This is a genomic window from Pseudomonas putida (assembly GCF_002025705.1).
Taxonomy (GTDB): domain Bacteria; phylum Pseudomonadota; class Gammaproteobacteria; order Pseudomonadales; family Pseudomonadaceae; genus Aquipseudomonas; species Aquipseudomonas putida_J.
In genome coordinates, this window is sequence record NZ_CP018846.1 from 941,609 (window position 1) to 963,222 (window position 21,614).

At 60.3% G+C, this 21,614-nt stretch carries 15 protein-coding genes, 2 tRNA genes and 2 rRNA genes; 14 read left to right on the top strand and 5 right to left on the bottom strand.

What is annotated here, in order from left to right:
• Nucleotides 1–109: 109 nt before the first annotated feature.
• Nucleotides 110–2,956 carry an RNA polymerase-associated protein RapA gene (rapA, locus tag BUQ73_RS04355; protein ID WP_079226821.1) on the bottom strand — a complete coding sequence of 949 codons (2,847 nt, stop codon included), beginning with the start codon at nt 2,954–2,956 and terminating at the stop codon, nt 110–112.
• Between the two features lie 131 nt (nt 2,957–3,087).
• Between rapA and BUQ73_RS04360 the strand changes: the two genes are divergently transcribed.
• From BUQ73_RS04360 to BUQ73_RS04380, 7 genes are all read left to right on the top strand, one after another.
• Nucleotides 3,088–3,783, top strand: coding sequence for a M949_RS01915 family surface polysaccharide biosynthesis protein (locus BUQ73_RS04360; RefSeq protein ID WP_079226822.1), 696 nt, complete (start codon nt 3,088–3,090; stop codon nt 3,781–3,783).
• Nucleotides 3,784–3,888: 105 nt separating this feature from the next.
• Complete coding sequence (locus tag BUQ73_RS04365) at nt 3,889–4,218, top strand: aspartate-semialdehyde dehydrogenase (protein ID WP_079226823.1); 330 nt, start codon at nt 3,889–3,891, stop codon at nt 4,216–4,218.
• Nucleotides 4,219–4,285: 67 nt separating this feature from the next.
• Entirely contained in the window at nt 4,286–4,447 is a 162-nt protein-coding gene (locus tag BUQ73_RS28450) for a hypothetical protein (protein WP_177326697.1), read from the top strand.
• 135 nt (nt 4,448–4,582) lie between these two features.
• Nucleotides 4,583–4,699 carry a cytochrome c oxidase subunit CcoM gene (ccoM, locus tag BUQ73_RS28835; protein ID WP_027918924.1) on the top strand — a complete coding sequence of 39 codons (117 nt, stop codon included), beginning with the start codon at nt 4,583–4,585 and terminating at the stop codon, nt 4,697–4,699.
• A 170-nt stretch (nt 4,700–4,869) separates the two neighbouring features.
• A complete protein-coding gene (locus BUQ73_RS04370) occupies nt 4,870–6,858 on the top strand; it encodes an FUSC family protein (RefSeq protein WP_079226824.1) in 1,989 nt (662 codons plus the stop codon).
• Entirely contained in the window at nt 6,845–7,051 is a 207-nt protein-coding gene (locus BUQ73_RS04375; RefSeq protein ID WP_027918922.1) for a DUF1656 domain-containing protein, read from the top strand. Before BUQ73_RS04370 ends, BUQ73_RS04375 begins: the two co-directional genes overlap by 14 nt.
• An 11-nt stretch (nt 7,052–7,062) precedes the next feature.
• Nucleotides 7,063–7,932 (top strand): HlyD family secretion protein, encoded by an 870-nt coding sequence (locus tag BUQ73_RS04380; protein ID WP_079226825.1) that lies wholly within the window; start codon nt 7,063–7,065, stop codon nt 7,930–7,932.
• A 135-nt stretch (nt 7,933–8,067) separates the two neighbouring features.
• Here BUQ73_RS04380 and BUQ73_RS04385 read toward each other — a convergent pair whose 3' ends face one another.
• Nucleotides 8,068–8,826: an SDR family NAD(P)-dependent oxidoreductase gene (locus tag BUQ73_RS04385; RefSeq protein WP_079226826.1), complete on the bottom strand. Its 759-nt coding sequence runs from the start codon at nt 8,824–8,826 to the stop codon at nt 8,068–8,070.
• Nucleotides 8,827–8,939: 113 nt separating this feature from the next.
• Between BUQ73_RS04385 and BUQ73_RS04390 the strand changes: the two genes are divergently transcribed.
• Both BUQ73_RS04390 and BUQ73_RS04395 read left to right on the top strand, forming a co-directional pair.
• Complete coding sequence (locus tag BUQ73_RS04390) at nt 8,940–9,875, top strand: LysR family transcriptional regulator (protein ID WP_079226827.1); 936 nt, start codon at nt 8,940–8,942, stop codon at nt 9,873–9,875.
• Nucleotides 9,876–9,962: 87 nt separating this feature from the next.
• Nucleotides 9,963–10,283, top strand: coding sequence for a DUF2025 family protein (locus BUQ73_RS04395; protein ID WP_079226828.1), 321 nt, complete (start codon nt 9,963–9,965; stop codon nt 10,281–10,283).
• Between the two features lie 8 nt (nt 10,284–10,291).
• On the opposite strand, the gene BUQ73_RS04400 is transcribed toward BUQ73_RS04395, so the two are convergent.
• Together BUQ73_RS04400 and BUQ73_RS04405 are read right to left on the bottom strand one after the other, a co-directional pair.
• Nucleotides 10,292–12,862: an EAL domain-containing protein gene (locus tag BUQ73_RS04400; RefSeq protein ID WP_079226829.1), complete on the bottom strand. Its 2,571-nt coding sequence runs from the start codon at nt 12,860–12,862 to the stop codon at nt 10,292–10,294.
• 55 nt (nt 12,863–12,917) lie between these two features.
• Nucleotides 12,918–13,991, bottom strand: a complete 1,074-nt coding sequence (locus BUQ73_RS04405; RefSeq protein WP_079226830.1) for a diguanylate cyclase — start codon at nt 13,989–13,991, stop codon at nt 12,918–12,920.
• A gap of 130 nt (nt 13,992–14,121) precedes the next feature.
• Here BUQ73_RS04405 and BUQ73_RS04410 point away from each other — a divergent pair, with 130 nt between their 5' ends.
• Complete coding sequence (locus tag BUQ73_RS04410) at nt 14,122–15,216, top strand: MBL fold metallo-hydrolase (RefSeq protein ID WP_079226831.1); 1,095 nt, start codon at nt 14,122–14,124, stop codon at nt 15,214–15,216.
• A gap of 2 nt (nt 15,217–15,218) precedes the next feature.
• Here BUQ73_RS04410 and BUQ73_RS04415 read toward each other — a convergent pair whose 3' ends face one another.
• The gene (locus tag BUQ73_RS04415; protein ID WP_079226832.1) at nt 15,219–16,103 is read right to left on the bottom strand and encodes a formate/nitrite transporter family protein; all 885 of its coding nucleotides are present in this window, start codon (nt 16,101–16,103) and stop codon (nt 15,219–15,221) included.
• A 457-nt stretch (nt 16,104–16,560) separates the two neighbouring features.
• On the opposite strand from BUQ73_RS04415, the gene BUQ73_RS04420 reads away from it, so the two are divergent.
• From BUQ73_RS04420 to BUQ73_RS04435, 4 genes are all read left to right on the top strand, one after another.
• Nucleotides 16,561–18,097 (top strand): 16S ribosomal RNA (locus BUQ73_RS04420).
• An 85-nt stretch (nt 18,098–18,182) separates the two neighbouring features.
• Nucleotides 18,183–18,259, top strand: a tRNA-Ile gene (locus tag BUQ73_RS04425).
• A gap of 36 nt (nt 18,260–18,295) precedes the next feature.
• Nucleotides 18,296–18,371, top strand: a tRNA-Ala gene (locus BUQ73_RS04430).
• Nucleotides 18,372–18,614: 243 nt separating this feature from the next.
• Nucleotides 18,615–21,506, top strand: a 23S ribosomal RNA gene (locus tag BUQ73_RS04435).
• Together the 16S and 23S rRNA genes with 2 tRNA genes alongside form the textbook arrangement of a ribosomal RNA operon.
• The last annotated feature ends 108 nt before the right edge of the window (nt 21,507–21,614 follow it).

A 21,614-nucleotide genomic window follows, 5' to 3' on the forward strand; every position in this document is an offset into this window, starting at 1 on the left:
GCCCCTTTTGCGACGCGAGGCCGCTCCTACAGAAATATGCGATCTCCTGTAGGAGCGGCCTCGTGTCGCGAAAGGGGCGCAACGCGGCCCCGTCAATTTGGCTGGCTAATCAGCCCGCAACGAGTACGCGAATGGCTTCCAGCCGCAGTGCGGCCTTGTCCAGCATGGCCATGCCCTGTTCACGTTGCTTGCGCAGTGCATCGATCTCGCTGTCACGCACGCTCGGGTTGACTGCCTGCAGTGCAGTCAGGCGCGCCAGCTCTTCGTCGGCCTCGGCGGCCAGGCGGCGTTGGGCTTCAGCCACGCGCTCGACGTGCACCGGCATGACCTTGGCCTCACCACCGCTGATGCGCTTGGCCAGCACGTCGCGCTGGGCCTGAACGAACTTGTTGGCGCTGGCACGCGGTACGCTTTCGAGCTGGTCGTTGAGGGTTTCGAACGCCACACGCGAAGCCAGGTCGTTGCCGTTGGCATCGAGCAGGCAGCGCAATGCCGCTGGCGGCAGGTAGCGGCCCAGTTGCAGGCTGCGTGGTGCCACCACCTCGCTGACGAACAGCAGTTCGAGCAGGACGGTACCCGGCTTGAGCGCCTTGTTCTTGATCAGCGCGACCGCGGTGTTGCCCATCGAGCCGGACAGCACCAGGTCCATGCCGCCCTGCACCATCGGGTGTTCCCAGGTGAGGAACTGCATGTCTTCACGCGACAGGGCCTGGGCGCGGTCGTAGGTGATGGTCACGCCTTCGTCGTCACCCAGCGGGAAGCTGGCGTCGAGCATCTTCTCGCTCGGCTTGAGGATCAGGGCGTTTTCCGAATGGTCTTCGCTGTCGATGCCAAAGGCGTCGAACAGGGTCTCCATGTAGATCGGCAGGGCGAACTGGTCGTCTTGCTCGAGGATGGCCTCGACCAGCGCCTGGCCTTCACCGGCGCCACCGGAGTTGAGCTCCAGCAGGCGGTCACGGCCGCTGTGCAGTTCTGCTTCCAGGCGCTCGCGCTCGCTGCGGGCCTCGCTGACCAGTGCGGTCCAGGCCTTGGCATCGCCACCTTCGAGCATCGGCAGCAGGCGTGGGCCGAACTGGTGCTGCAGGGCGTTGCCGGTCGGGCAGGTATTGAGGAAGGCGTTGAGGCCATCGTGGTACCACTGGAACAGGCGCTCTTGCGGGCTGTCCTGCAGGTACGGGATGTGCAACTCGATGGTGTGCTTCTGACCGATCCGGTCCAGACGGCCGATACGCTGTTCGAGCAGGTCCGGGTGGGCCGGCAGGTCGAACATCACCAGGTGATGGGCGAACTGGAAGTTGCGGCCTTCACTGCCGATCTCGGAGCAGATCAGCACCTGGGCGCCGAATTCCTCGTCGGCGAAGTAGGCGGCGGCGCGGTCGCGCTCAAGGATGCTCATGCCTTCGTGGAACACCGTGGCCGGAATGCCGGAGCGCACGCGCAGGGCGTCTTCCAGGTCCATGGCGGTTTCGGCGTGGGCGCAGATCACCAGGACCTTGGTGCGCTTGAGCATCTTCAGGGTGTCGATCAGCCAGTCGACCCGTGGGTCGAAGCGCCACCAGCGATCGTCATCGCCGATTTCACCTTGGGCCTGGAAGGCCACTTCCGGGTACAGCTCGGCGTGTTCGCCGGCTGGCAGGTCCTGATATTGCTCAGGGTTGGCCAGCGGATACGGGTGCAGCTGGCGCTCGGGGAAGCCCTGAACTGCCGCACGCGTGTTGCGGAACAGCACGCGGCCGGTGCCGTGGCGGTCGAGCAGCTCGCGGATCAGGCGGGCGCTGGCTTGGGTATCGCCATCGTTGACCGCAGCCAGCAGCGCTTCGCCTTCGGCGCCGAGGAAGCCTTGAATGGTGGCGTGGGCCTTGGGTGACAGGCGGCCCTCTTCGAGCAGCTCCTGCACGGCTTCGGCCACCGGGCGGTAGTTTTCGCTCTCGGCGCGGAACGCCGCGAGGTCGTGGAAACGGTTGGGGTCGAGCAGGCGCAGGCGCGCGAAGTGGCTGTCCTGGCCGAGTTGTTCGGGGGTGGCGGTCAGCAGCAGTACGCCCGGGATGACCTGGGCCAGTTGCTCGACCAGGCCGTATTCAGCGCTGACCTGCTCTTCATGCCACACCAGGTGGTGCGCCTCGTCGACTACCATCAGGTCCCAGCCAGCGGCGAACAGCGCGTCCTGGGCCTTTTCGTCATCAACCAGCCATTCCAGGGCGACCAGCGCCAGCTGGGCATCCTCGAACGGGTTGCTGGCGTCGCTTTCAATGAAGCGCTCGGCGTCGAACAGGGCGACCTGCAGGTTGAAGCGCCGGCGCATTTCCACCAGCCACTGGTGCTGGAGGTTTTCCGGGACCAGGATCAGCACGCGGCTGGCGCGGCCGGACAGCAGCTGGCGGTGAATCACCAGGCCGGCCTCGATGGTCTTGCCCAGGCCTACTTCGTCGGCCAGCAATACGCGCGGGGCGCTGCGGTCGGCGACTTCGCGGGCGATGTGCAACTGGTGGGCGATCGGTTGCGCGCGGCAGCCACCCAGGCCCCACAGCGACGACTGCATCTGCTTGCTGGTGTGATGCAGGGTGTTGTAACGCAGGCTGAACCACGACAGCGGGTCGATCTGCCCGGCGAACAGACGGTCGCTGGCCAGGCGGAACTGGATGAAGTTCGACAGCTGGGTTTCTGGCAGGGTGCGAGCCTGGTTCTGGCCATCCAGGCCGTGGTAGACCATCAGCCCGTCGATGTCCTCGACTTCGCGCACGGTCAGCTTCCAGCCTTCGAAGTGGGTGATCTGGTCACCTGGCGAGAAGCGCACGCGGGTCAGCGGCGCATTGCGCAGGGAATACTGGCGGGTGTCGCCAGTGGCCGGGTAGAGCACGGTCAACAGGCGGCCATCCTGCGCCAGGATGGTCCCCAGGCCGAGCTCCGCTTCGCTGTCGCTGATCCAGCGTTGCCCCGGTTGATACTGCTGCGCCATACTGCCTGAACTCCCGCGATGAAAAGCCGGCTATGTTAACGGATAGGCCGGGCGGACCATAGACCAGAAGTCCATCAGTCTAGCTGTTTCATCGCAGAACACCGTCTTGCTGACGAGGGCTACGCACCGATATGCCGCTCAAGCACCGCTGGTTGCACACTTCCCTGGCCATGAGCAGCTTGCTGCTGCTGGCTGCCTGTGAACAGAAAAATTTCGAAACCCTGCCAGCGATCCCGGTCGAGCAGCTCGAAGTGCTGGGCGTGCAGACGCCGATCAAGAGCGTGCACTTTCGCGACCGCGACGGCGAGGGGCTGCTGGTGCTCAGTCGCAGCGATGGCCAGGCAGTCGATGCCGAATCCGAGCAGGAAGTCGACAAGGTGGTGCTCAAGGCCACCCTGTACGGGCGCGCTGCCGAGGGTGACGCGTTCAAGCCGCGCTGGCAGATCGAGCAGGAAACCACCTGCCCGGGGCTGGACCTGGATGTCGACTTCTATACCGATGTCAGTGATGTCAGTGACCTGAACAAGGACGGTGTCGCCGAAGTGACCGTGGCCAGCCACGCCTTCTGTGGTGGCGGCATCGACCCGCATGACATTGCCATCGAGATGCGTGAGGGGCAGAACGCCTACACCATCACTGGCCAGTCGTTGATCACCCCGGCAGGCGAAGAGCCGGTCGGCGGTGAGCGTGAAGACAGCGCCTCGCTGAAAAATGCGCCGCAGGTGCTGCGCGAGCACATGGATTCGGTCTGGCAGCAGGTCTACAAGCGGCCCTGGAGCGAAGCCAGCCCGCCGGCCGACGACGACTCTGAGGACGATGCCGAGTGACAGCTGTCTATACTGGCATGGCGCGGCCCTGAGCGGCCGCCCCCATACCCTTGACGCTCAAGCTGGCTAACGGACGGCCGATACAGTGGGCACAGGAGAACTTCCATGCTGCCGCCGATCATCCCGCTCAGTGCCGCTCCGGTGACCTCGCAACTGGACCCGGTCAAACAGACCCCCGACATCAAGCCGGTGGTGCCTGTGCAGCCTTCGTCCAATGAAAGCGCCATCGACTTGAAGCAGCAGCGCGACCCGCAAGAACAGGTGCTGTTGCTGCGCGAGGAGCAGCGCCGCCAGCAGCAACGGCGCAGCAAAGGCGAAGAGGAGCTGTACAGCGCCGTGCCGGGTGACGAGGTCAACGCCGACAACACTGTGCCGGTGGCACCGCTGATGGGCGAGAACCCGCGCCAGGGCCTGCTGGTCGATATCGAAGTCTGACGCGGGGCTGGTCATGGCCAGCGCCTGGCTTCATGATGCAAGTCTCTGTAGACCGTCGAGCCCACTCATGAGCCAAGACAACCTCATCGACTTCGATGCCGAGCGCGCCAAGCGCATCCATGACCTCAAGGAAAAACGCCTGAACGAAGTGCGCCAGGCCTTCGAGCAGGCCATGCCACTTTCCGCCGCGAAGAAAAAGAAGCCCAAGGGCAAGCCCAAGAAGCGCTGAAACTTGACGCAGGTCAACCCTGCACCCGCCTCGCGTGCCCGGTCCCGGGCAGCATTGACCCTGATCAATTTCCCCCGCCCCCGTATTCGTTACCTTGCATCCATCGGACAACGGCAAACGAATCGGGAGGCCAGCATGTTCTTCGACAATGTGGTTATCGCGGGTGTGGTAACGGTCGGGTTGATGTTTGCATTCTTTGCCGGTCTGGGCATTTTCATCTGGAAGGATTCGCACAAGCGCAAGCCGCGCTGACCTTTCGGATTCACGAGCACGCAAGGCATTTAGGGCGACTTCGGTCGCCTATTTTTTTGTCTGCGTTTTTTGCTGATAAAGATGATTAGCTAGCTAATTAATCGTTCCAGCAGTATCCTGCTCGCCATTGTCTATCGTTTAACTGACCATTCCCCCGCAAGGTCCGATTCGTGCCCATCACCTTCCAGGCCCTGTTCGCACCCAGCAGCCTCGCCATCAAGTTCGCCATCAAGACCCTGCTTGGGGCGGGCCTGGCGTTGTGGCTGGCCATGCGCTGGGGGCTGGAGCAACCGTCCTGGGCATTGATGACTGCGTTCATCGTCGCCCAGCCGTTGTCGGGGATGGTGGTGCAGAAAGGCCTGGCGCGTCTTGCCGGCACCTTGGTCGGTACAGTCATGTCGGTGGTGTTTATTGGCCTGTTCGCCCAGACCCCATGGCTGTTCCTGATTACCTTGGCGCTGTGGCTGGCCCTGTGTACGGCGGCATCCACGCAATTGCGCAGTGCCTGGGCTTATTCGTTCGTGCTGGCCGGCTACACCGCTGCCATCATTGCCTTGCCTGCCATCAATCATCCCTTGCAGGTGTTCGATCAGGCGGTGGCGCGGTGCACTGAAATCTGCCTGGGGATCTTCTGTGCCACGGCCAGTAGCGCCCTGATCTGGCCGATGAGGGTCGAGCAGCAACTCGCCGGCCAGGCGCGCCAGGCCTGGCAGAACGGTCTGCAGGCGGCAAGCGCCATGCTGGGTGGCGAGGATGAAGCACGCAAAGGGCTGCTGGACAGCCTGGGCCGTATCGTTGCCATCGACACCCAGCGCGAACATGCCTGGTTCGAAGGACCACGCGGTCGGCAACGGGCCAGGGCCATTCGCGGGCTGAGCCAGAAACTGATGGTACTGCTGCGTATTTCACGCTCGGTGCGCCGGCAGTGGCGGCAACTGGACGAGCGCGAAGCCGGGCGCCTCGCGCCTTGGCTTGAAGAGGTACGGGCGCTGCTGGTCAACCCCGATCAACCGAGCTTGCTGCTGTTGCGTCAGCGTATCTGGGATGCCGCGCATGATGAGCAGATCAGCTCCGCCGAGCACTTCTGCCTGGCGCGCATGGCCTTGCTGCTGGACTACGCCATGGCCGCCACCCAGGCCATGGACGATGTCGAGGTGGGCAGGGCGCCAAAGGATGTGGCCCAGGGCCTGGCGGCGCATCGCGACTGGTCGCTGGCCTTGTTGTTCGGTTCCCGCAGTGCCTTGGCATTCCTGGTGATGAGCAGCTTCTGGCTGGCCACGGCCTGGCCGTCGGCGCCTGGCGGCCTGGTGCTGACCTGTGTGGTGTGCAGCTTGTTCGCCAGCCGCGAGAACGGGGCACAGATCGGCCTGAGTTTCTTGCGCGGCATCTTTCTGGCGATCCCGGCAGCCTTTCTGGTCGGGCAGATCATTCTGCCGCAATGGAGCAGCTTCGCCATGCTCTGCCTGGGCATGGGCGTGCCGCTGTTCTTTGGGGCACTGGGCATGGCCCACCCGCGCACCGGCGCCACTGCGACTTCCTATTGTCTGCATTTCATCGTGCTGGTAGCGCCGCTCAATGCCATGACGTTCGGTGTGGCGACCATGCTCAATAGCGCCCTGGCCATGTTGATGGGCGTGGGCGCTGCGGTGTTGGCGTTTCGCCTGCTGGTGTTCCGCCATCCGGCCTGGCTTGGCCGGCGCCTGCGCGCCGCGACCCAGAGCGACCTGGTGCGGCTGACCCGGCGCGAATTGCGCGGTGCCGACAGCTGGTTTGGTGGGCGCATGGCCGACCGCCTGATGCAGTTGGCCCGGCATGCCAGCGAGCTGCCGGCCACCGAGCGCAAGCGCTGGGATGATGGCCTGCACGGGCTGGATATCGGTGATGAGCTGGTGCACTTGCGCATGTGCCTGGCGGTGGCCCAGGTGCCATTGGGGGCTGCCGAGCGCGAATACCTGCAGCAGGTCGAGGCGGTGCTGGCCAAAGGCCCGGGCGCTGGCCGCGGGCAGCGCCTGGATACGGCCAGCGAGCAGTTCATCGCGGCTTTACAGCGGGCGCCGGCCAGCGACCCGTTGCGCCTTGCCCAGGGGGCGGTGCTGCAGTTGCAGAAAAGTTGGGGCAAATGGTGCCGCGCGCAGGAGGATGCCCATGGGCTTGCGTGAGTGGGAGCTGGGCGGTGTGCTGCTCAGCCCGTTTCTGATTTATGTGCTGATGGCGCTGGCGCTGACCGGGGTGTTGCGCCTGGTGGTGCAGGCCACGCCGTTGGGGCGCTGGATCTGGCATGAAGCGCTGTTCGACACGGCGTTGTTCGTTTGTGTGCTGTTCCTGGTAGTTCGCCTGTTGGGGCCTTTGTAAGGAGTGATTCAATGCGTGCCGTCGTCCGTACCCTGGTGACCCTGTGCGTGGTCGCCATTGCCGTTCTGGCCGGCTTCAAGCTCTGGCAGTACTACATGCTCACGCCGTGGACGCGTGATGCCCGGGTGCGCGCCGATGTGGTGGTGATCGCGCCAGACGTGTCTGGTTGGGTGCGTGAGCTCAAGGTTCAGGACAACCAGCAGGTCAAGGCTGGCGATCTGCTGATGAGCATCGACCGCGAGCGCTTCCAGGCGGCGTACGACCAAGCCAGCGCAGTGGCTGAAACCCGCACCCAGCAGTTGCACCTGCGTGAGCGTGAAGCGGCGCGGCGCACGGCGTTGGGCCCGGAGGCGATCAGTGCAGAATTGCGCGAGAACGCGCAGATCAACGCCGCCGTCGCCCGGGGTGAATTGCACGAGGCCGAAGCGCAGTTGCAAGTGGCCAAGATCAACCTGGCGCGCAGCGAAGTACGGGCGCCGCGCAGCGGGCATATCACCAACCTGCGCCTGGCCCAGGGCAACTATGTGAACACCGGTGAGTCGGTGATGGCCCTGGTGGATGATTCGACGTTCTACATCCAGGCCTACTTCGAGGAGACCAAGCTGCCGCGTATCCGGGTTGGCGATGAAGTGAAAGTCTGGCTGATGGGCGCGGGTGATGCGATGCAGGGCCATGTGCAAAGCATCAGCCGCGGCATTACCGACAGCAACAGCAACCCGGACAGCCAGCTGCTGCCGGTAGTGGAGCCGACGTTCAACTGGGTGCGGCTGGCGCAACGGATTCCAGTGCGGATCAGGCTGGACCAGATCCCGGAAGGGATGCATCTGAGTGCAGGGATGACCGCCAGTGTGCAGGTGCATGAGGACCAAGCAGAACAGTGATGGCCATTGGGGCTGCTTTGCAGCCCATCGCAGGCAAGCCAGCTCCCACAGGTGGCGGCGCTCTTGATACCGACGCTATACCTGTAGGAGCTGGCTTGCCTGCGATGGGTCGCAAAGCGACCCAGTTTTTCGGCCTTAAAGGAACATCCCGCCAGACACTTCCAGTCGCTGCCCGGTGATCCAGCCATTGCCTTCCTCCAGCAGCAGCGCAATGGCCGCGCCGATATCGTCCGGCAAACCGACCCGCCCCAGCGCAGTATTGCCGGCGATGAAGTCATTGACCTGCTGATTGTCGCGCACCACCCCACCACCAAAGTCTGTCTCGATCGCCCCGGGCGCGAGGATGTTGACGCGGATTGCGCGTGCACCCAGTTCCTTGGCCTGATAACGGGTCAAGACCTCCATCGCCCCTTTCATGGCCGCATAGGCGGCATACCCGGGCAGCGCAAAGCGCGTCAGCCCGGACGAGATGTTGATGATGCGCCCGCCATCGACCAACAAGGGCAACAGCCTCTGAGTCAGGAAAAACGGCCCTTTGAGCTGGATGTTCAGCAACTGGTCGAACTGCGCTTCGCTGGTTTCGCTGAACGGCACATTCAGGCCGATACCCGCATTGTTTACCAGGAAGTCCAAGCGCTCGCGGCCAAACTGTTGCTGCAAGGTTTCACTCAGCCGCTCGGCAAAGCTGGCGAAGCTGCTGCTGTCGCTGACATCCAGTTGCAACATGGCGGCCTTGGCGCCGACCGCTTCGAGGGCCGTGGCTACGCGTTGAGCTTCGTCGGCCTTGCTGTGGTAGGTGCCGATGATGTCGATACCGCGTGCGGCCAGATGTTCGGCGGCATTGCGGCCCAGGCCGCGGCTGGCGCCAGTGATCAAGGCGATCTTGCGAGTCATGTCGAATCCCTCGTGGGTGATGGAGGATTCACAGGTTATTGATCGTGCCGCAGCTGTTAAATCCAGCCAGATCGGAAATACTGTTCGCCTGGGCCGAACAGTTGAGGCGAGCTATGAACAAGTTGGAATTGCTGCGTACGTTCGTTCGCGTCAGTGAGCTGAGCAGTTTCACCCTGGCGGCAGACAGCCTGAGCCTGCCGCGCTCGACGGTATCCGAGCAGGTGAGGGCGCTGGAGCTATTGCTCGGCACTCGCCTGTTTCACCGCACCACGCGACGCGTGCAGGCAACCCAGGACGGTGCCTTGCTGTATGAGCGCAGTAAGGACCTGCTGTCGGGCATGGACGAAATCGAGAGCCTGTTCCGTGCCGACGATGCCGAACTGGCCGGCTGCCTGCGTGTCGACATGCCGACCATGATGGCCCGCCGTGTAATCATTCCGGCCTTGCCGCAGTTTCTGTCGCGATTTCCCAGGCTGGAGGTAGAGATCAGTTGTACCGACCGCCAGGTCGACCTGCTGCGTGAAGGTTTCGACTGCGTGATGCGCATCGGTACGCTGAGTGACCTGGATGTTGTGGCGCGGCCTGTCGGCCAGTTGAGCATGCGCAATTGCGCCAGCCCTGGCTACCTGGCTCGTTACGGCGTGCCGCAGAGCCTGGATGACCTGGCCGGGCACCACCTGGTGCATTACGTGCGCAACCTGGGCACGCGCAGCGCGGGCTTTGAATACCTGCAAGCCGGCCAGGAGTGCTATCAGCCCATGGCCGGCGTGGTCACGGTCAACAATGCCGAGGCCTATTCGGCGGCGTGCCTGGCGGGCCTCGGACTGATCCAGGTGCCTGCAGTCGGTGTGGCGCATCATCTGGCGAGCGGTGAGTTGGTGGAGGTGATGCAGGGCTGGCAGGCGCAGGCCATGCCAGTGTCCTTGCTGTATGCCCGGCAGCGGCATGTGCCACGTCGGGTCCAGGCTTTCATGAGCTGGCTGGGCGGGTTGCTGGCGTCGCAGGTCGACCCAGACGGTGAAAACCTTGGCACAACGATGATCACATGAGCTAGGCTGCCCACTGCGCGTCGCCCAATAGAGGCGACCGTTGCCTGCCTGGCGTGCGTCACTTCCGTTCATTTGCGAGGTTACGTCATGGCCATCACTTCTCAGGACATTTGCAGCGCTGCCGACCAGCTCAATGGTTTTGTCGGCTTTCATGGCAAGCGCGGCGTCCATATCGTGCGGTTTTCCGAAGACGCGTTCGGCATGGACGTGGCGGATGACAGCATCACCCCCTGCAGCGAATTCGTCTGGCGGCCACAACAGGGCGCGCGCATGGCGCTGTGCCGGGAACGCCTGGAGCTTTTGCTGGAACAGCATGTGGATGACCGACTGAACATTGGCGAACCGTTGCGCCTCTACCTGCGGCGTCGCGATCTGCCGGAAATCGTGGCTGAGCGTTCGCTGCGCTGACATGCGCTTCAAGAGGTACCGGCGGACCACCCAAGTTTCTGTTGCAACAATTGCTCGAAGTCGGCCTTGTCCAGCGGCCGACTCAGGTAGTAGCCCTGCACCTCATGGCAACGGTCTTTCTGCAGCGCGCGCAATTGTTGCTCGGTCTCGACGCCCTCGGCCGTCACCGTCAACCCCATCGCCTCACCCAGGTTGATGATCGCTTGTACCACGGCGCGGTCGCTGCCGGCGGTATTGGCCAACCCGGCGATGAAGCGCTTGTCGATCTTGATGCTGTCGAACGGGTAGGTCCGCAGGTAGCCCAACGACGAATACCCGGTGCCGAAGTCATCCATGTTCAGCCGCACACCCAGCTCCTTGAGCGCGAGCATGGTGCCAAGGGCTCCCTCGATGTCGTTGAGCATCACGTTCTCGGTAATCTCCAGCTCCAGCTGCTGTGCAGGGAAGCCGGTTTCCAGGAGAATTTCGCGAACATCGGCGACCACGTCACTGCGCATGAACTGTGCAGGTGACAGGTTCACCGACACCAGCAGGTGCTGCGGCCAGTCGAGTGCATTGCGGCAAGCTTCGCGCAGCACCCAGCGTCCCAGGTTGACGATCAGTTCGCTTTGCTCGGCCAGCGGGATGAAGGTATCAGGCGCGAGCAGGCCTTCTTGTGGGTGCTGCCAGCGCAGCAAGGCTTCGACCGAGACGATACGCAGGTCGCTCATGCGGTAGCGTGGTTGGTAATGCAGGACGAACTCATTGTTCTTCAGGGCGCGTCGCAGGTCGTTCTCCAGCTGGCGACGGTACTGGATCTGCTGGTTCATCTCGGCGGCGAAGTAGCGCCAGGTGCCTTTGCCATCTGCCTTGGCCTGATACAGGGCGATATCGGCGCAGCGGATCAGCTCACCGGCATCGAAACCCTGATTGCGGGTCTGGGCGATGCCGAGGCTGGCGCCGATGTGCAGCAGCTGGTTTTCAAAGGCAATGGGTTGCTGCAGCAGCTCGATCAGCCGCCGGCACAGGCGGTCGATCTCGCTGCGGTTATCCATGCCTGCCAGCACCAGGACGAATTCGTCCCCACCCAGGCGTGCCACCAGGTCGACGTCACGGGTGGTATCGCGCAGGCGCGCGGCCACTTCCTGCAGCACCGCATCACCGGCCGCATGGCCAAGCGAATCGTTGATCGGCTTGAGGTTGTCCAGGTCAAGCAGCAGCAAGGTCAACGGTGGCGACTCGCTGCCGCGTACCAGGGCCTGTTCCAGATGCCTGGCCAGCTTGTTGCGATTGGCAAGGCCGGTCAGTGGGTCGTGCAGCGACAGGTGCTGGATGCGCGCATGGGCCTCGACTTCGTCGGTGATATCGCTGGCAGTTCCGCGAAAGCCGGCGAGCTTGCCATCGAGCCGGATTGGCCGTGCTGATATACGGCAATAGCGGTTCAGGCCATTGTGGTCCCGGTAGGCGCAACGCAGGTTGGCCGGTTGTTCCGAGTCGGTGTCGGTCTGCCCATCGAGCCAGGCTGACAAGGGCGTGGTTTCACAGCTGAGCAGTTGATTCAGTGGCTGGCCAAGCCAGGCCTCGACCGGGTCGTCGGTCACACTGGCGAATCGCTGGGACAGGTAGGTGATCCGTTGCTGCCGGTCGGTTTCCCAGATCCAGTCGGATGCGGCCTCGGCCACTGCGCGAAAACGTTGTTCGCTGGCTTCCAGAGCCTGATTGCTCTTTTGCAGGCGCTGCAGGCTGAGGTCGATGGCGCGAGAACTGCGTAACGCGTGGCGGAACAGGTAAAGCATCACCAGGCCGAGTATCAGCAACGCGCAGAGCAAGGGCGGTAGCACGGCCCAAAGCAGTTGCCGCCCGGGCAGCGGGCTGATCCAGGCCAGGCGGTAACCGGTGTCGCCCAGGGCCACATGCTGGTGACCGTTCTCGTGCTCTTCGTTCTTCTCTATATGCATGCGCGCAAGGCCCGCACCTTCGCCCAGGTGCGCGAGTTTGGCTTCGGTGAGCTGATCGACGAACAGCATGACCGGTGCCTGGCTCACTTCTGCTGCGGTGACGTCCTTGTCCGGGCGTACGGCCGCGGCGCTGAGTACCGCTGGCCAGTTGTTGAAGATGACGAAACGGGTGACTTGCTCGCGGGCGCTGGCGGCCGCGCGCGCGGCATCGATGATTTCAGGCAGGGGCGCATCGATGAAACTGCCCGCAGCGGCCTCGGTAGGCGCGCCTTTGAACAGCGCGTAGGTAGTGCGCTGGTCTTCGACCACGAATACACCTTCGTAACCGCTGGCGCTGTACAGCGATTCACCGACATTCTTTTCTTCATAGGCCCACTGCCAGTCGACCTTGCCAGCCAGGTGCTCGAAGGCTGCGTCCCATACGGCGTAGCTGGACAGAAACTGCCGGGAAGCAAGCAGGCGTTGTTCCAGCGCCTGGGTGGCATGGAAGGCACTGCGCTGTTGCTCTTGCTGGTCGAGGGTGGCCGCGATGTTGAACAGTGCGCCCAGGGTAACCAGGCAGGCGAGGCCGAAGACCACGCAGAAAACGCCGATCAGGCGACGGACCTGAAGACGTGGGGGAGGGCTGGCGGTCCTGGCCATGCGCGAACAACTCCTTGATGACTGCAGTCCCCCGCCGGTCAATCAGCAAGGAGGTTCAGTCAGGATAGGCCAGCCTGAGCGGGGTGGCCTCGCCTTGCGCGAAATTGACCTGGTCGCGACCTCGGTGCTTGGCGCTGTACAAGGCCTTGTCGGCTTGTTCCAGCCAGTGCTCGGGAGACTGGAGGTCGGCGTGGAAGGCTGCCAGGCCGATGCTCAGGCTGATGCGCAGATGCGGCAGTTGCGGGTTGCGGTAGCTGGCGACCTGTTCGCGCAGGCGCTCCATGGCCTGGCAGGCCTGGGCCTCGCTGGTGGCGGGCAGGATCACGCAGAACTCATCACCGCCATAGCGCCCGGCCTGGTCGGATTCACGCAGGTTGCGCTTGAGCTCCTCGCTCATCTGGCGCAGCACGCAATCGCCGACCACATGGCCGAAGGTGTCGTTGATGGTCTTGAAGTGATCGATGTCGATCAGCGCGATCACGGCTGGCGACTGTTGCTGCCGGCAGGCCTGGAACCTGAGTAGCAGCAGGTCTTTCCAGGCACCGTGGTTGAGCAGGCCGGTCAGGCTGTCGGTCAGGCTCAGGGCCCTGAGGCGGCGCTTGTGTTCGGCCAGTTTGATCGCCAGGCGGTAGCACACCCAGCCCAGCGCCAACGGGTAGAGGGTCAGCATTGGCAGGCAGGCATAGACCTGCAGCGTCGTGGCATTCAGCTGCAGCCCGGTGCCCAGCAGTGCACTGGCCAGCAGCATGCCGGCCAGTTGAGCCATGACCCCGCGAACGATCAGGCGCTTGCCACCTGCGGCCACGTTGTTCATGGTCATCATCGATAACACGGTCACGGTCGGCAGCGGGTTGAAGTGCATGGCAGCGGTCCAGAAACCGCCCATCAGCGAATCCAGCAGCAGGTTGCGCTGTTCTGCCTGATAAGGGGCGGCCGAGCGCGATGCCCACTGATAGGCGACATGCGGCCAGAGCAAGCCATTGAACATCAGTAACAGCCAGGCCCAGGTGGGGGGCGATAGCGGTGCCACGGCAGCGGCTACGCTGAACAGGCCGATCCCCAGGCCGATGACGCGCGGCAGGTAGATGCGCTTGACGAATGAGAGTCCCTTGCCGCTGCTATTGTCCATGATGGTCGTTGTTCTTCTGCCGGGGTGCCGTTTATCGCATAACTCAGGTGAATATTGTTGAACAGTGTTTCATCGACGAAGAATGACCTTACAAGCCAATTCACGGTTGATGTGATCCCAGTGGGGTAACATGAAGCCTTTCCTCTTGCTTGGAGTGTTGCTGCTCATGGCTCCCATGGCGAATCCTGGCGACCAATCGGCGCCACAGCGGGACGGACGTTTTCACAACCAGGCCAGCTTGCCCCAGGATGGCGTGCTGAAGAAGCTGCGCATCGGCCTCAAGTACCTGTTCCTGCGCAAACCGCCGGAAACCCGGCCGGCGACGGCAATCAGCGTGCAGCCCATGACCCGCCAACAGGTGCTCGATGCGCCGGACCACAGCCTCTGGCGCCTTGGGCACTCCACCGTACTGCTGAAGCTGCGCGGTCGCTACTTCATTACCGACCCGGTTTTCGCCGAGCGCGCCTCGCCGGTGCAATGGGCCGGGCCGCAGCGCTTTCATGCCCCGCCGCTGGGGCTGGATGAATTGCCGCCGCTGACAGCGGTGATTCTGTCCCATGACCATTTCGACCACCTTGATGAGCAGGCGATTCGCCGGCTGGCTCCCCGTGCCGAGCGCTTTCTGGCACCGCTCGGCGTGGGTGACCTGTTGATCGAGTGGGGCGTGCCCGCAGCAAAGGTCACTCAACTGGATTGGTGGCAGGAGGCCGAGGTCGAGGGGGTGCGCTTCGTCGCAACACCTGCGCAACACTTCTCGGGGCGTGGGCTGTTCGACAGCAATCGCACCTTGTGGGCGTCCTGGGTAGTGATAGACGAGCAGACTCGCGTGTTCTTCAGCGGTGACACCGGTTACTTCTCCGGCTTTGCTGAAATCGGCGAGCGTTTCGGGCCGTTCGACCTGACATTGATCGAGACCGGCGCCTACAACCTGGCCTGGCCCAATGTGCACATGCAGCCGGAACAAAGCCTGCAGGCACATCTGGATCTGCGCGGGCGTTGGATGCTACCGATCCATAACGGCACCTTCGATCTTTCCACCCATGGCTGGCAAGAGCCTTTCGAACGCATCGTCAGCCTGGCCGCTGCGGCCGAGGTGCGGCTGAGCACGCCGCAGATGGGCGAGCGGGTGAGTATCGATTCACCGCACGAAGGGCAGAACTGGTGGCAGCCGCACCCGGCACGTCAGCGGGGCAGGGCGGCCGAGCGGGCTTTGGCGGCGCGCTGAGTTCAGTCCCCGGGCCGCTGCTCACGCTTTTCCTTCTTTAATAGCTGCGATGGCGGCTTGCCGCTGTCGCTGCGTACCTGGGCGTGGCTGATCAGGGCGAAGATGCAGCTGCCGCCGATGATATTGCCGGCCAGGGTCGGCAAGGCGAACGCCAGCCAGAAGCGGCTCCAGGTTTCTTCGCCGGCCCATACCAGGTAGGAAACTTCCACCGAGCCGACGACGATATGGGTGAAGTCGCCCAGAGCCATCAGGTAGGTAATCATCAGGATGATCCAGATCTTGGCGTGCTCCATGGACGGGATCATCCAGACCATGGTGGCGATCATCCAGCCCGAAACGATGCCTTTGGCGAACATCTGACTGATGTCGTTCTTCATGACCTTGCGCCCGACCTCAAGGAAGGCCACGTCGGTCTTGCCGTCGAAGATAGGCAGTTCGAGCATTACCCAGGCCACCAGCAAGGTGCCCGCCAGGTTGCCCAGCAGCACCACACTCCACAGGCGCAGCAAACGCCCGAGGTTGGCCAGGGTGGGCGTGGTCATGATGGGCAGCACCGCAGTGAGCGTGTTTTCGGTGAACAGTTGCTGGCGTGCCAGGATCACGGCAAGAAAGCCGGCGCTGTAGCCGATGCTGGCGATGACCTGGGCACTGCTGCCTTCAGGCAGGCGTGCATAGAGCAACCCCATGGCCATCAGTGAAAGGCCCATGGTCAGGCCAGCGGCCAGGGCCGACCACCACAGTGCCGCAAGCGTACGCTCCAGTTCCTGGTCGCCCTGGGAGCGAATGATCTCGTGCAATACCGCAGCCCGCGGCGGCTGGTTATGGCTGGCTTCCTTTTCTTCGTCCGCCGACAGGCCAGGGGTCTTCTCGCTCTGTGCATCGCTCATGGCCGTTACGCTCCACGGGTTGTTTCTTTACAGAGCGGTGCTTCATGCATTTAGTTGCCAAGGGGCCGAAGATGAAGAGCGAAAGTTTTTTCAGATCAAGGTGTTGACTCTGATTTCAAACCGCGTATTATTCGCCTCCTCGCAGCGTTGAACGCAACGAGGCAAGCGGTAAGTTGTTGAAGTTGAAGGCTTTTGAAAGAAAGCGGATTTAAAAAAACTTCAAATAAACGCTTGACAGCAAATGAGGAAAGCGTAGAATGCGCGCCTCGGTTGAGACGAAAAGCTCTTAACCAAACGCTCTTTAACAAATCGAATCAAGCAATTCGTGTGGGTGCTTGTGAGTACGGACTGATAGTCACAAAGATTATCAGCATCACAAGTGGCCATGCGAGAAATCACATAGTCATTTGAGATTGCTGAGCCAAGTTTAGGGTTTCTTAAAAACCCAAGCAGTATTGAACTGAAGAGTTTGATCATGGCTCAGATTGAACGCTGGCGGCAGGCCTAACACATGCAAGTCGAGCGGATGACGGGAGCTTGCTCCTTGATTCAGCGGCGGACGGGTGAGTAATGCCTAGGAATCTGCCTGGTAGTGGGGGACAACGTTTCGAAAGGAACGCTAATACCGCATACGTCCTACGGGAGAAAGCAGGGGACCTTCGGGCCTTGCGCTATCAGATGAGCCTAGGTCGGATTAGCTAGTTGGTGAGGTAATGGCTCACCAAGGCGACGATCCGTAACTGGTCTGAGAGGATGATCAGTCACACTGGAACTGAGACACGGTCCAGACTCCTACGGGAGGCAGCAGTGGGGAATATTGGACAATGGGCGAAAGCCTGATCCAGCCATGCCGCGTGTGTGAAGAAGGTCTTCGGATTGTAAAGCACTTTAAGTTGGGAGGAAGGGCAGTAAGTTAATACCTTGCTGTTTTGACGTTACCGACAGAATAAGCACCGGCTAACTCTGTGCCAGCAGCCGCGGTAATACAGAGGGTGCAAGCGTTAATCGGAATTACTGGGCGTAAAGCGCGCGTAGGTGGTTTGTTAAGTTGGATGTGAAAGCCCCGGGCTCAACCTGGGAACTGCATCCAAAACTGGCAAGCTAGAGTACGGTAGAGGGTGGTGGAATTTCCTGTGTAGCGGTGAAATGCGTAGATATAGGAAGGAACACCAGTGGCGAAGGCGACCACCTGGACTGATACTGACACTGAGGTGCGAAAGCGTGGGGAGCAAACAGGATTAGATACCCTGGTAGTCCACGCCGTAAACGATGTCAACTAGCCGTTGGAATCCTTGAGATTTTAGTGGCGCAGCTAACGCATTAAGTTGACCGCCTGGGGAGTACGGCCGCAAGGTTAAAACTCAAATGAATTGACGGGGGCCCGCACAAGCGGTGGAGCATGTGGTTTAATTCGAAGCAACGCGAAGAACCTTACCAGGCCTTGACATGCAGAGAACTTTCCAGAGATGGATTGGTGCCTTCGGGAACTCTGACACAGGTGCTGCATGGCTGTCGTCAGCTCGTGTCGTGAGATGTTGGGTTAAGTCCCGTAACGAGCGCAACCCTTGTCCTTAGTTACCAGCACGTAATGGTGGGCACTCTAAGGAGACTGCCGGTGACAAACCGGAGGAAGGTGGGGATGACGTCAAGTCATCATGGCCCTTACGGCCTGGGCTACACACGTGCTACAATGGTCGGTACAGAGGGTTGCCAAGCCGCGAGGTGGAGCTAATCTCACAAAACCGATCGTAGTCCGGATCGCAGTCTGCAACTCGACTGCGTGAAGTCGGAATCGCTAGTAATCGCGAATCAGAATGTCGCGGTGAATACGTTCCCGGGCCTTGTACACACCGCCCGTCACACCATGGGAGTGGGTTGCACCAGAAGTAGCTAGTCTAACCTTCGGGAGGACGGTTACCACGGTGTGATTCATGACTGGGGTGAAGTCGTAACAAGGTAGCCGTAGGGGAACCTGCGGCTGGATCACCTCCTTAATCGACGACATCAGCCTACTGATGAGCTCCCACACGAATTGCTTGATTCATTGTAAAAGACGATGCTGTAAAGCGACCCTGTTATAGGTCTGTAGCTCAGTTGGTTAGAGCGCACCCCTGATAAGGGTGAGGTCGGCAGTTCAAATCTGCCCAGACCTACCATTACATGGTTCAGCCGCGCTGTAGTAGCAGATATACGGGGCCATAGCTCAGCTGGGAGAGCGCCTGCCTTGCACGCAGGAGGTCAGCGGTTCGATCCCGCTTGGCTCCACCACTTCCGCCATACGCAGTCACTTGTCAGAACTTAGAAATGAGCATTCAGTTCGAATGTTGATTTCTGACTTTTGTCAGATCGTTCTTTAAAAATTCGGATATGTGATAGATATAGACTGAACACCAGTTTCACTGCTGGTGGATCAGGCTAAGGTAAAATTTGTGAGTTCTGCTCGAAAGAGCGACGTGCGAATTTTCGGCGAATGTCGTCTTCACAGTATAACCAGATTGCTTGGGGTTATATGGTCAAGTGAAGAAGCGCATACGGTGGATGCCTTGGCAGTCAGAGGCGATGAAAGACGTGGTAGCCTGCGATAAGCTTTGGGGAGTCGGCAAACAGACTGTGATCCAGAGATCTCTGAATGGGGGAACCCACTCAGCATAAGCTGAGTATCTTGTACTGAATACATAGGTGCAAGAGGCGAACCAGGGGAACTGAAACATCTAAGTACCCTGAGGAAAAGAAATCAACCGAGATTCCCTTAGTAGTGGCGAGCGAACGGGGACCAGCCCTTAAGTTGGTTTGAGATTAGTGGAACGCTCTGGAAAGTGCGGCCATAGTGGGTGATAGCCCCGTACACGAAAATCTCTTATCAATGAAATCGAGTAGGACGGAGCACGAGAAACTTTGTCTGAACATGGGGGGACCATCCTCCAAGGCTAAATACTACTGACTGACCGATAGTGAACCAGTACCGTGAGGGAAAGGCGAAAAGAACCCCGGAGAGGGGAGTGAAATAGAACCTGAAACCGTATGCGTACAAGCAGTGGGAGCCTACTTGTTAGGTGACTGCGTACCTTTTGTATAATGGGTCAGCGACTTATATTCAGTGGCGAGCTTAACCGAATAGGGGAGGCGTAGCGAAAGCGAGTCTTAATAGGGCGTTTAGTCGCTGGGTATAGACCCGAAACCGGGCGATCTATCCATGGGCAGGTTGAAGGTTAGGTAACACTGACTGGAGGACCGAACCGACTACCGTTGAAAAGTTAGCGGATGACCTGTGGATCGGAGTGAAAGGCTAATCAAGCTCGGAGATAGCTGGTTCTCCTCGAAAGCTATTTAGGTAGCGCCTCATGTATCACTGTAGGGGGTAGAGCACTGTTTCGGCTAGGGGGTCATCCCGACTTACCAAACCGATGCAAACTCCGAATACCTACAAGTGCCGAGCATGGGAGACACACGGCGGGTGCTAACGTCCGTCGTGAAAAGGGAAACAACCCAGACCGTCAGCTAAGGTCCCAAAGTCATGGTTAAGTGGGAAACGATGTGGGAAGGCTTAGACAGCTAGGAGGTTGGCTTAGAAGCAGCCACCCTTTAAAGAAAGCGTAATAGCTCACTAGTCGAGTCGGCCTGCGCGGAAGATGTAACGGGGCTCAAACCATGCACCGAAGCTACGGGTATCACCTTTTGGTGATGCGGTAGAGGAGCGTTCTGTAAGCCTGTGAAGGTGAGTTGAGAAGCTTGCTGGAGGTATCAGAAGTGCGAATGCTGACATGAGTAACGACAATGCGAGTGAAAAACTCGCACGCCGAAAGACCAAGGTTTCCTGCGCAACGTTAATCGACGCAGGGTTAGTCGGTCCCTAAGGCGAGGCTGAAAAGCGTAGTCGATGGAAAACAGGTTAATATTCCTGTACTTCCAGTTATTGCGATGGAGGGACGGAGAAGGCTAGGCCAGCTTGGCGTTGGTTGTCCAAGTTTAAGGTGGTAGGCTGAGATCTTAGGCAAATCCGGGATCTCAAGGCCGAGAGCTGATGACGAGTGCTCATTAGAGCGCGAAGTGGTTGATGCCATGCTTCCAAGAAAAGCTCCTAAGCTTCAGATAACTGGGAACCGTACCCCAAACCGACACAGGTGGTTAGGTAGAGAATACCAAGGCGCTTGAGAGAACTCGGGTGAAGGAACTAGGCAAAATGGCACCGTAACTTCGGGAGAAGGTGCGCCGGCGAGGGTTAAGGACTTGCTCCGTAAGCCCATGCCGGTCGAAGATACCAGGCCGCTGCGACTGTTTATTAAAAACACAGCACTCTGCAAACACGAAAGTGGACGTATAGGGTGTGACGCCTGCCCGGTGCCGGAAGGTTAATTGATGGGGTTAGCGCAAGCGAAGCTCTTGATCGAAGCCCCGGTAAACGGCGGCCGTAACTATAACGGTCCTAAGGTAGCGAAATTCCTTGTCGGGTAAGTTCCGACCTGCACGAATGGCGTAACGATGGCGGCGCTGTCTCCACCCGAGACTCAGTGAAATTGAAATCGCTGTGAAGATGCAGTGTATCCGCGGCTAGACGGAAAGACCCCGTGAACCTTTACTATAGCTTTGCACTGGACTTTGAATTTGCTTGTGTAGGATAGGTGGGAGGCTTTGAAGTGGGGACGCCAGTTCTCATGGAGCCATCCTTGAAATACCACCCTGGCAACTTTGAGGTTCTAACTCAGGTCCGTTATCCGGATCGAGGACAGTGTATGGTGGGTAGTTTGACTGGGGCGGTCTCCTCCCAAAGAGTAACGGAGGAGTACGAAGGTGCGCTCAGACCGGTCGGAAATCGGTCGTAGAGTATAAAGGCAAAAGCGCGCTTGACTGCGAGACAAACACGTCGAGCAGGTACGAAAGTAGGTCTTAGTGATCCGGTGGTTCTGTATGGAAGGGCCATCGCTCAACGGATAAAAGGTACTCCGGGGATAACAGGCTGATACCGCCCAAGAGTTCATATCGACGGCGGTGTTTGGCACCTCGATGTCGGCTCATCACATCCTGGGGCTGAAGCCGGTCCCAAGGGTATGGCTGTTCGCCATTTAAAGTGGTACGCGAGCTGGGTTTAGAACGTCGTGAGACAGTTCGGTCCCTATCTGCCGTGGACGTTTGAGATTTGAGAGGGGCTGCTCCTAGTACGAGAGGACCGGAGTGGACGAACCTCTGGTGTTCCGGTTGTCACGCCAGTGGCATTGCCGGGTAGCTATGTTCGGAAGAGATAACCGCTGAAAGCATCTAAGCGGGAAACTTGCCTCAAGATGAGATCTCACTGGAACCTTGAGTTCCCTAAAGGGCCGTCGAAGACTACGACGTTGATAGGTTGGGTGTGTAAGCGCTGTGAGGCGTTGAGCTAACCAATACTAATTGCCCGTGAGGCTTGACCATATAACACCCAAGCAATTTGAGCGTTAGGCGCCAAATTGTGGTGGTGAAGATGATACGAACCGAAAGTTCGCACTGTTCACAAAAGCACCACAACATCACATATCCGGA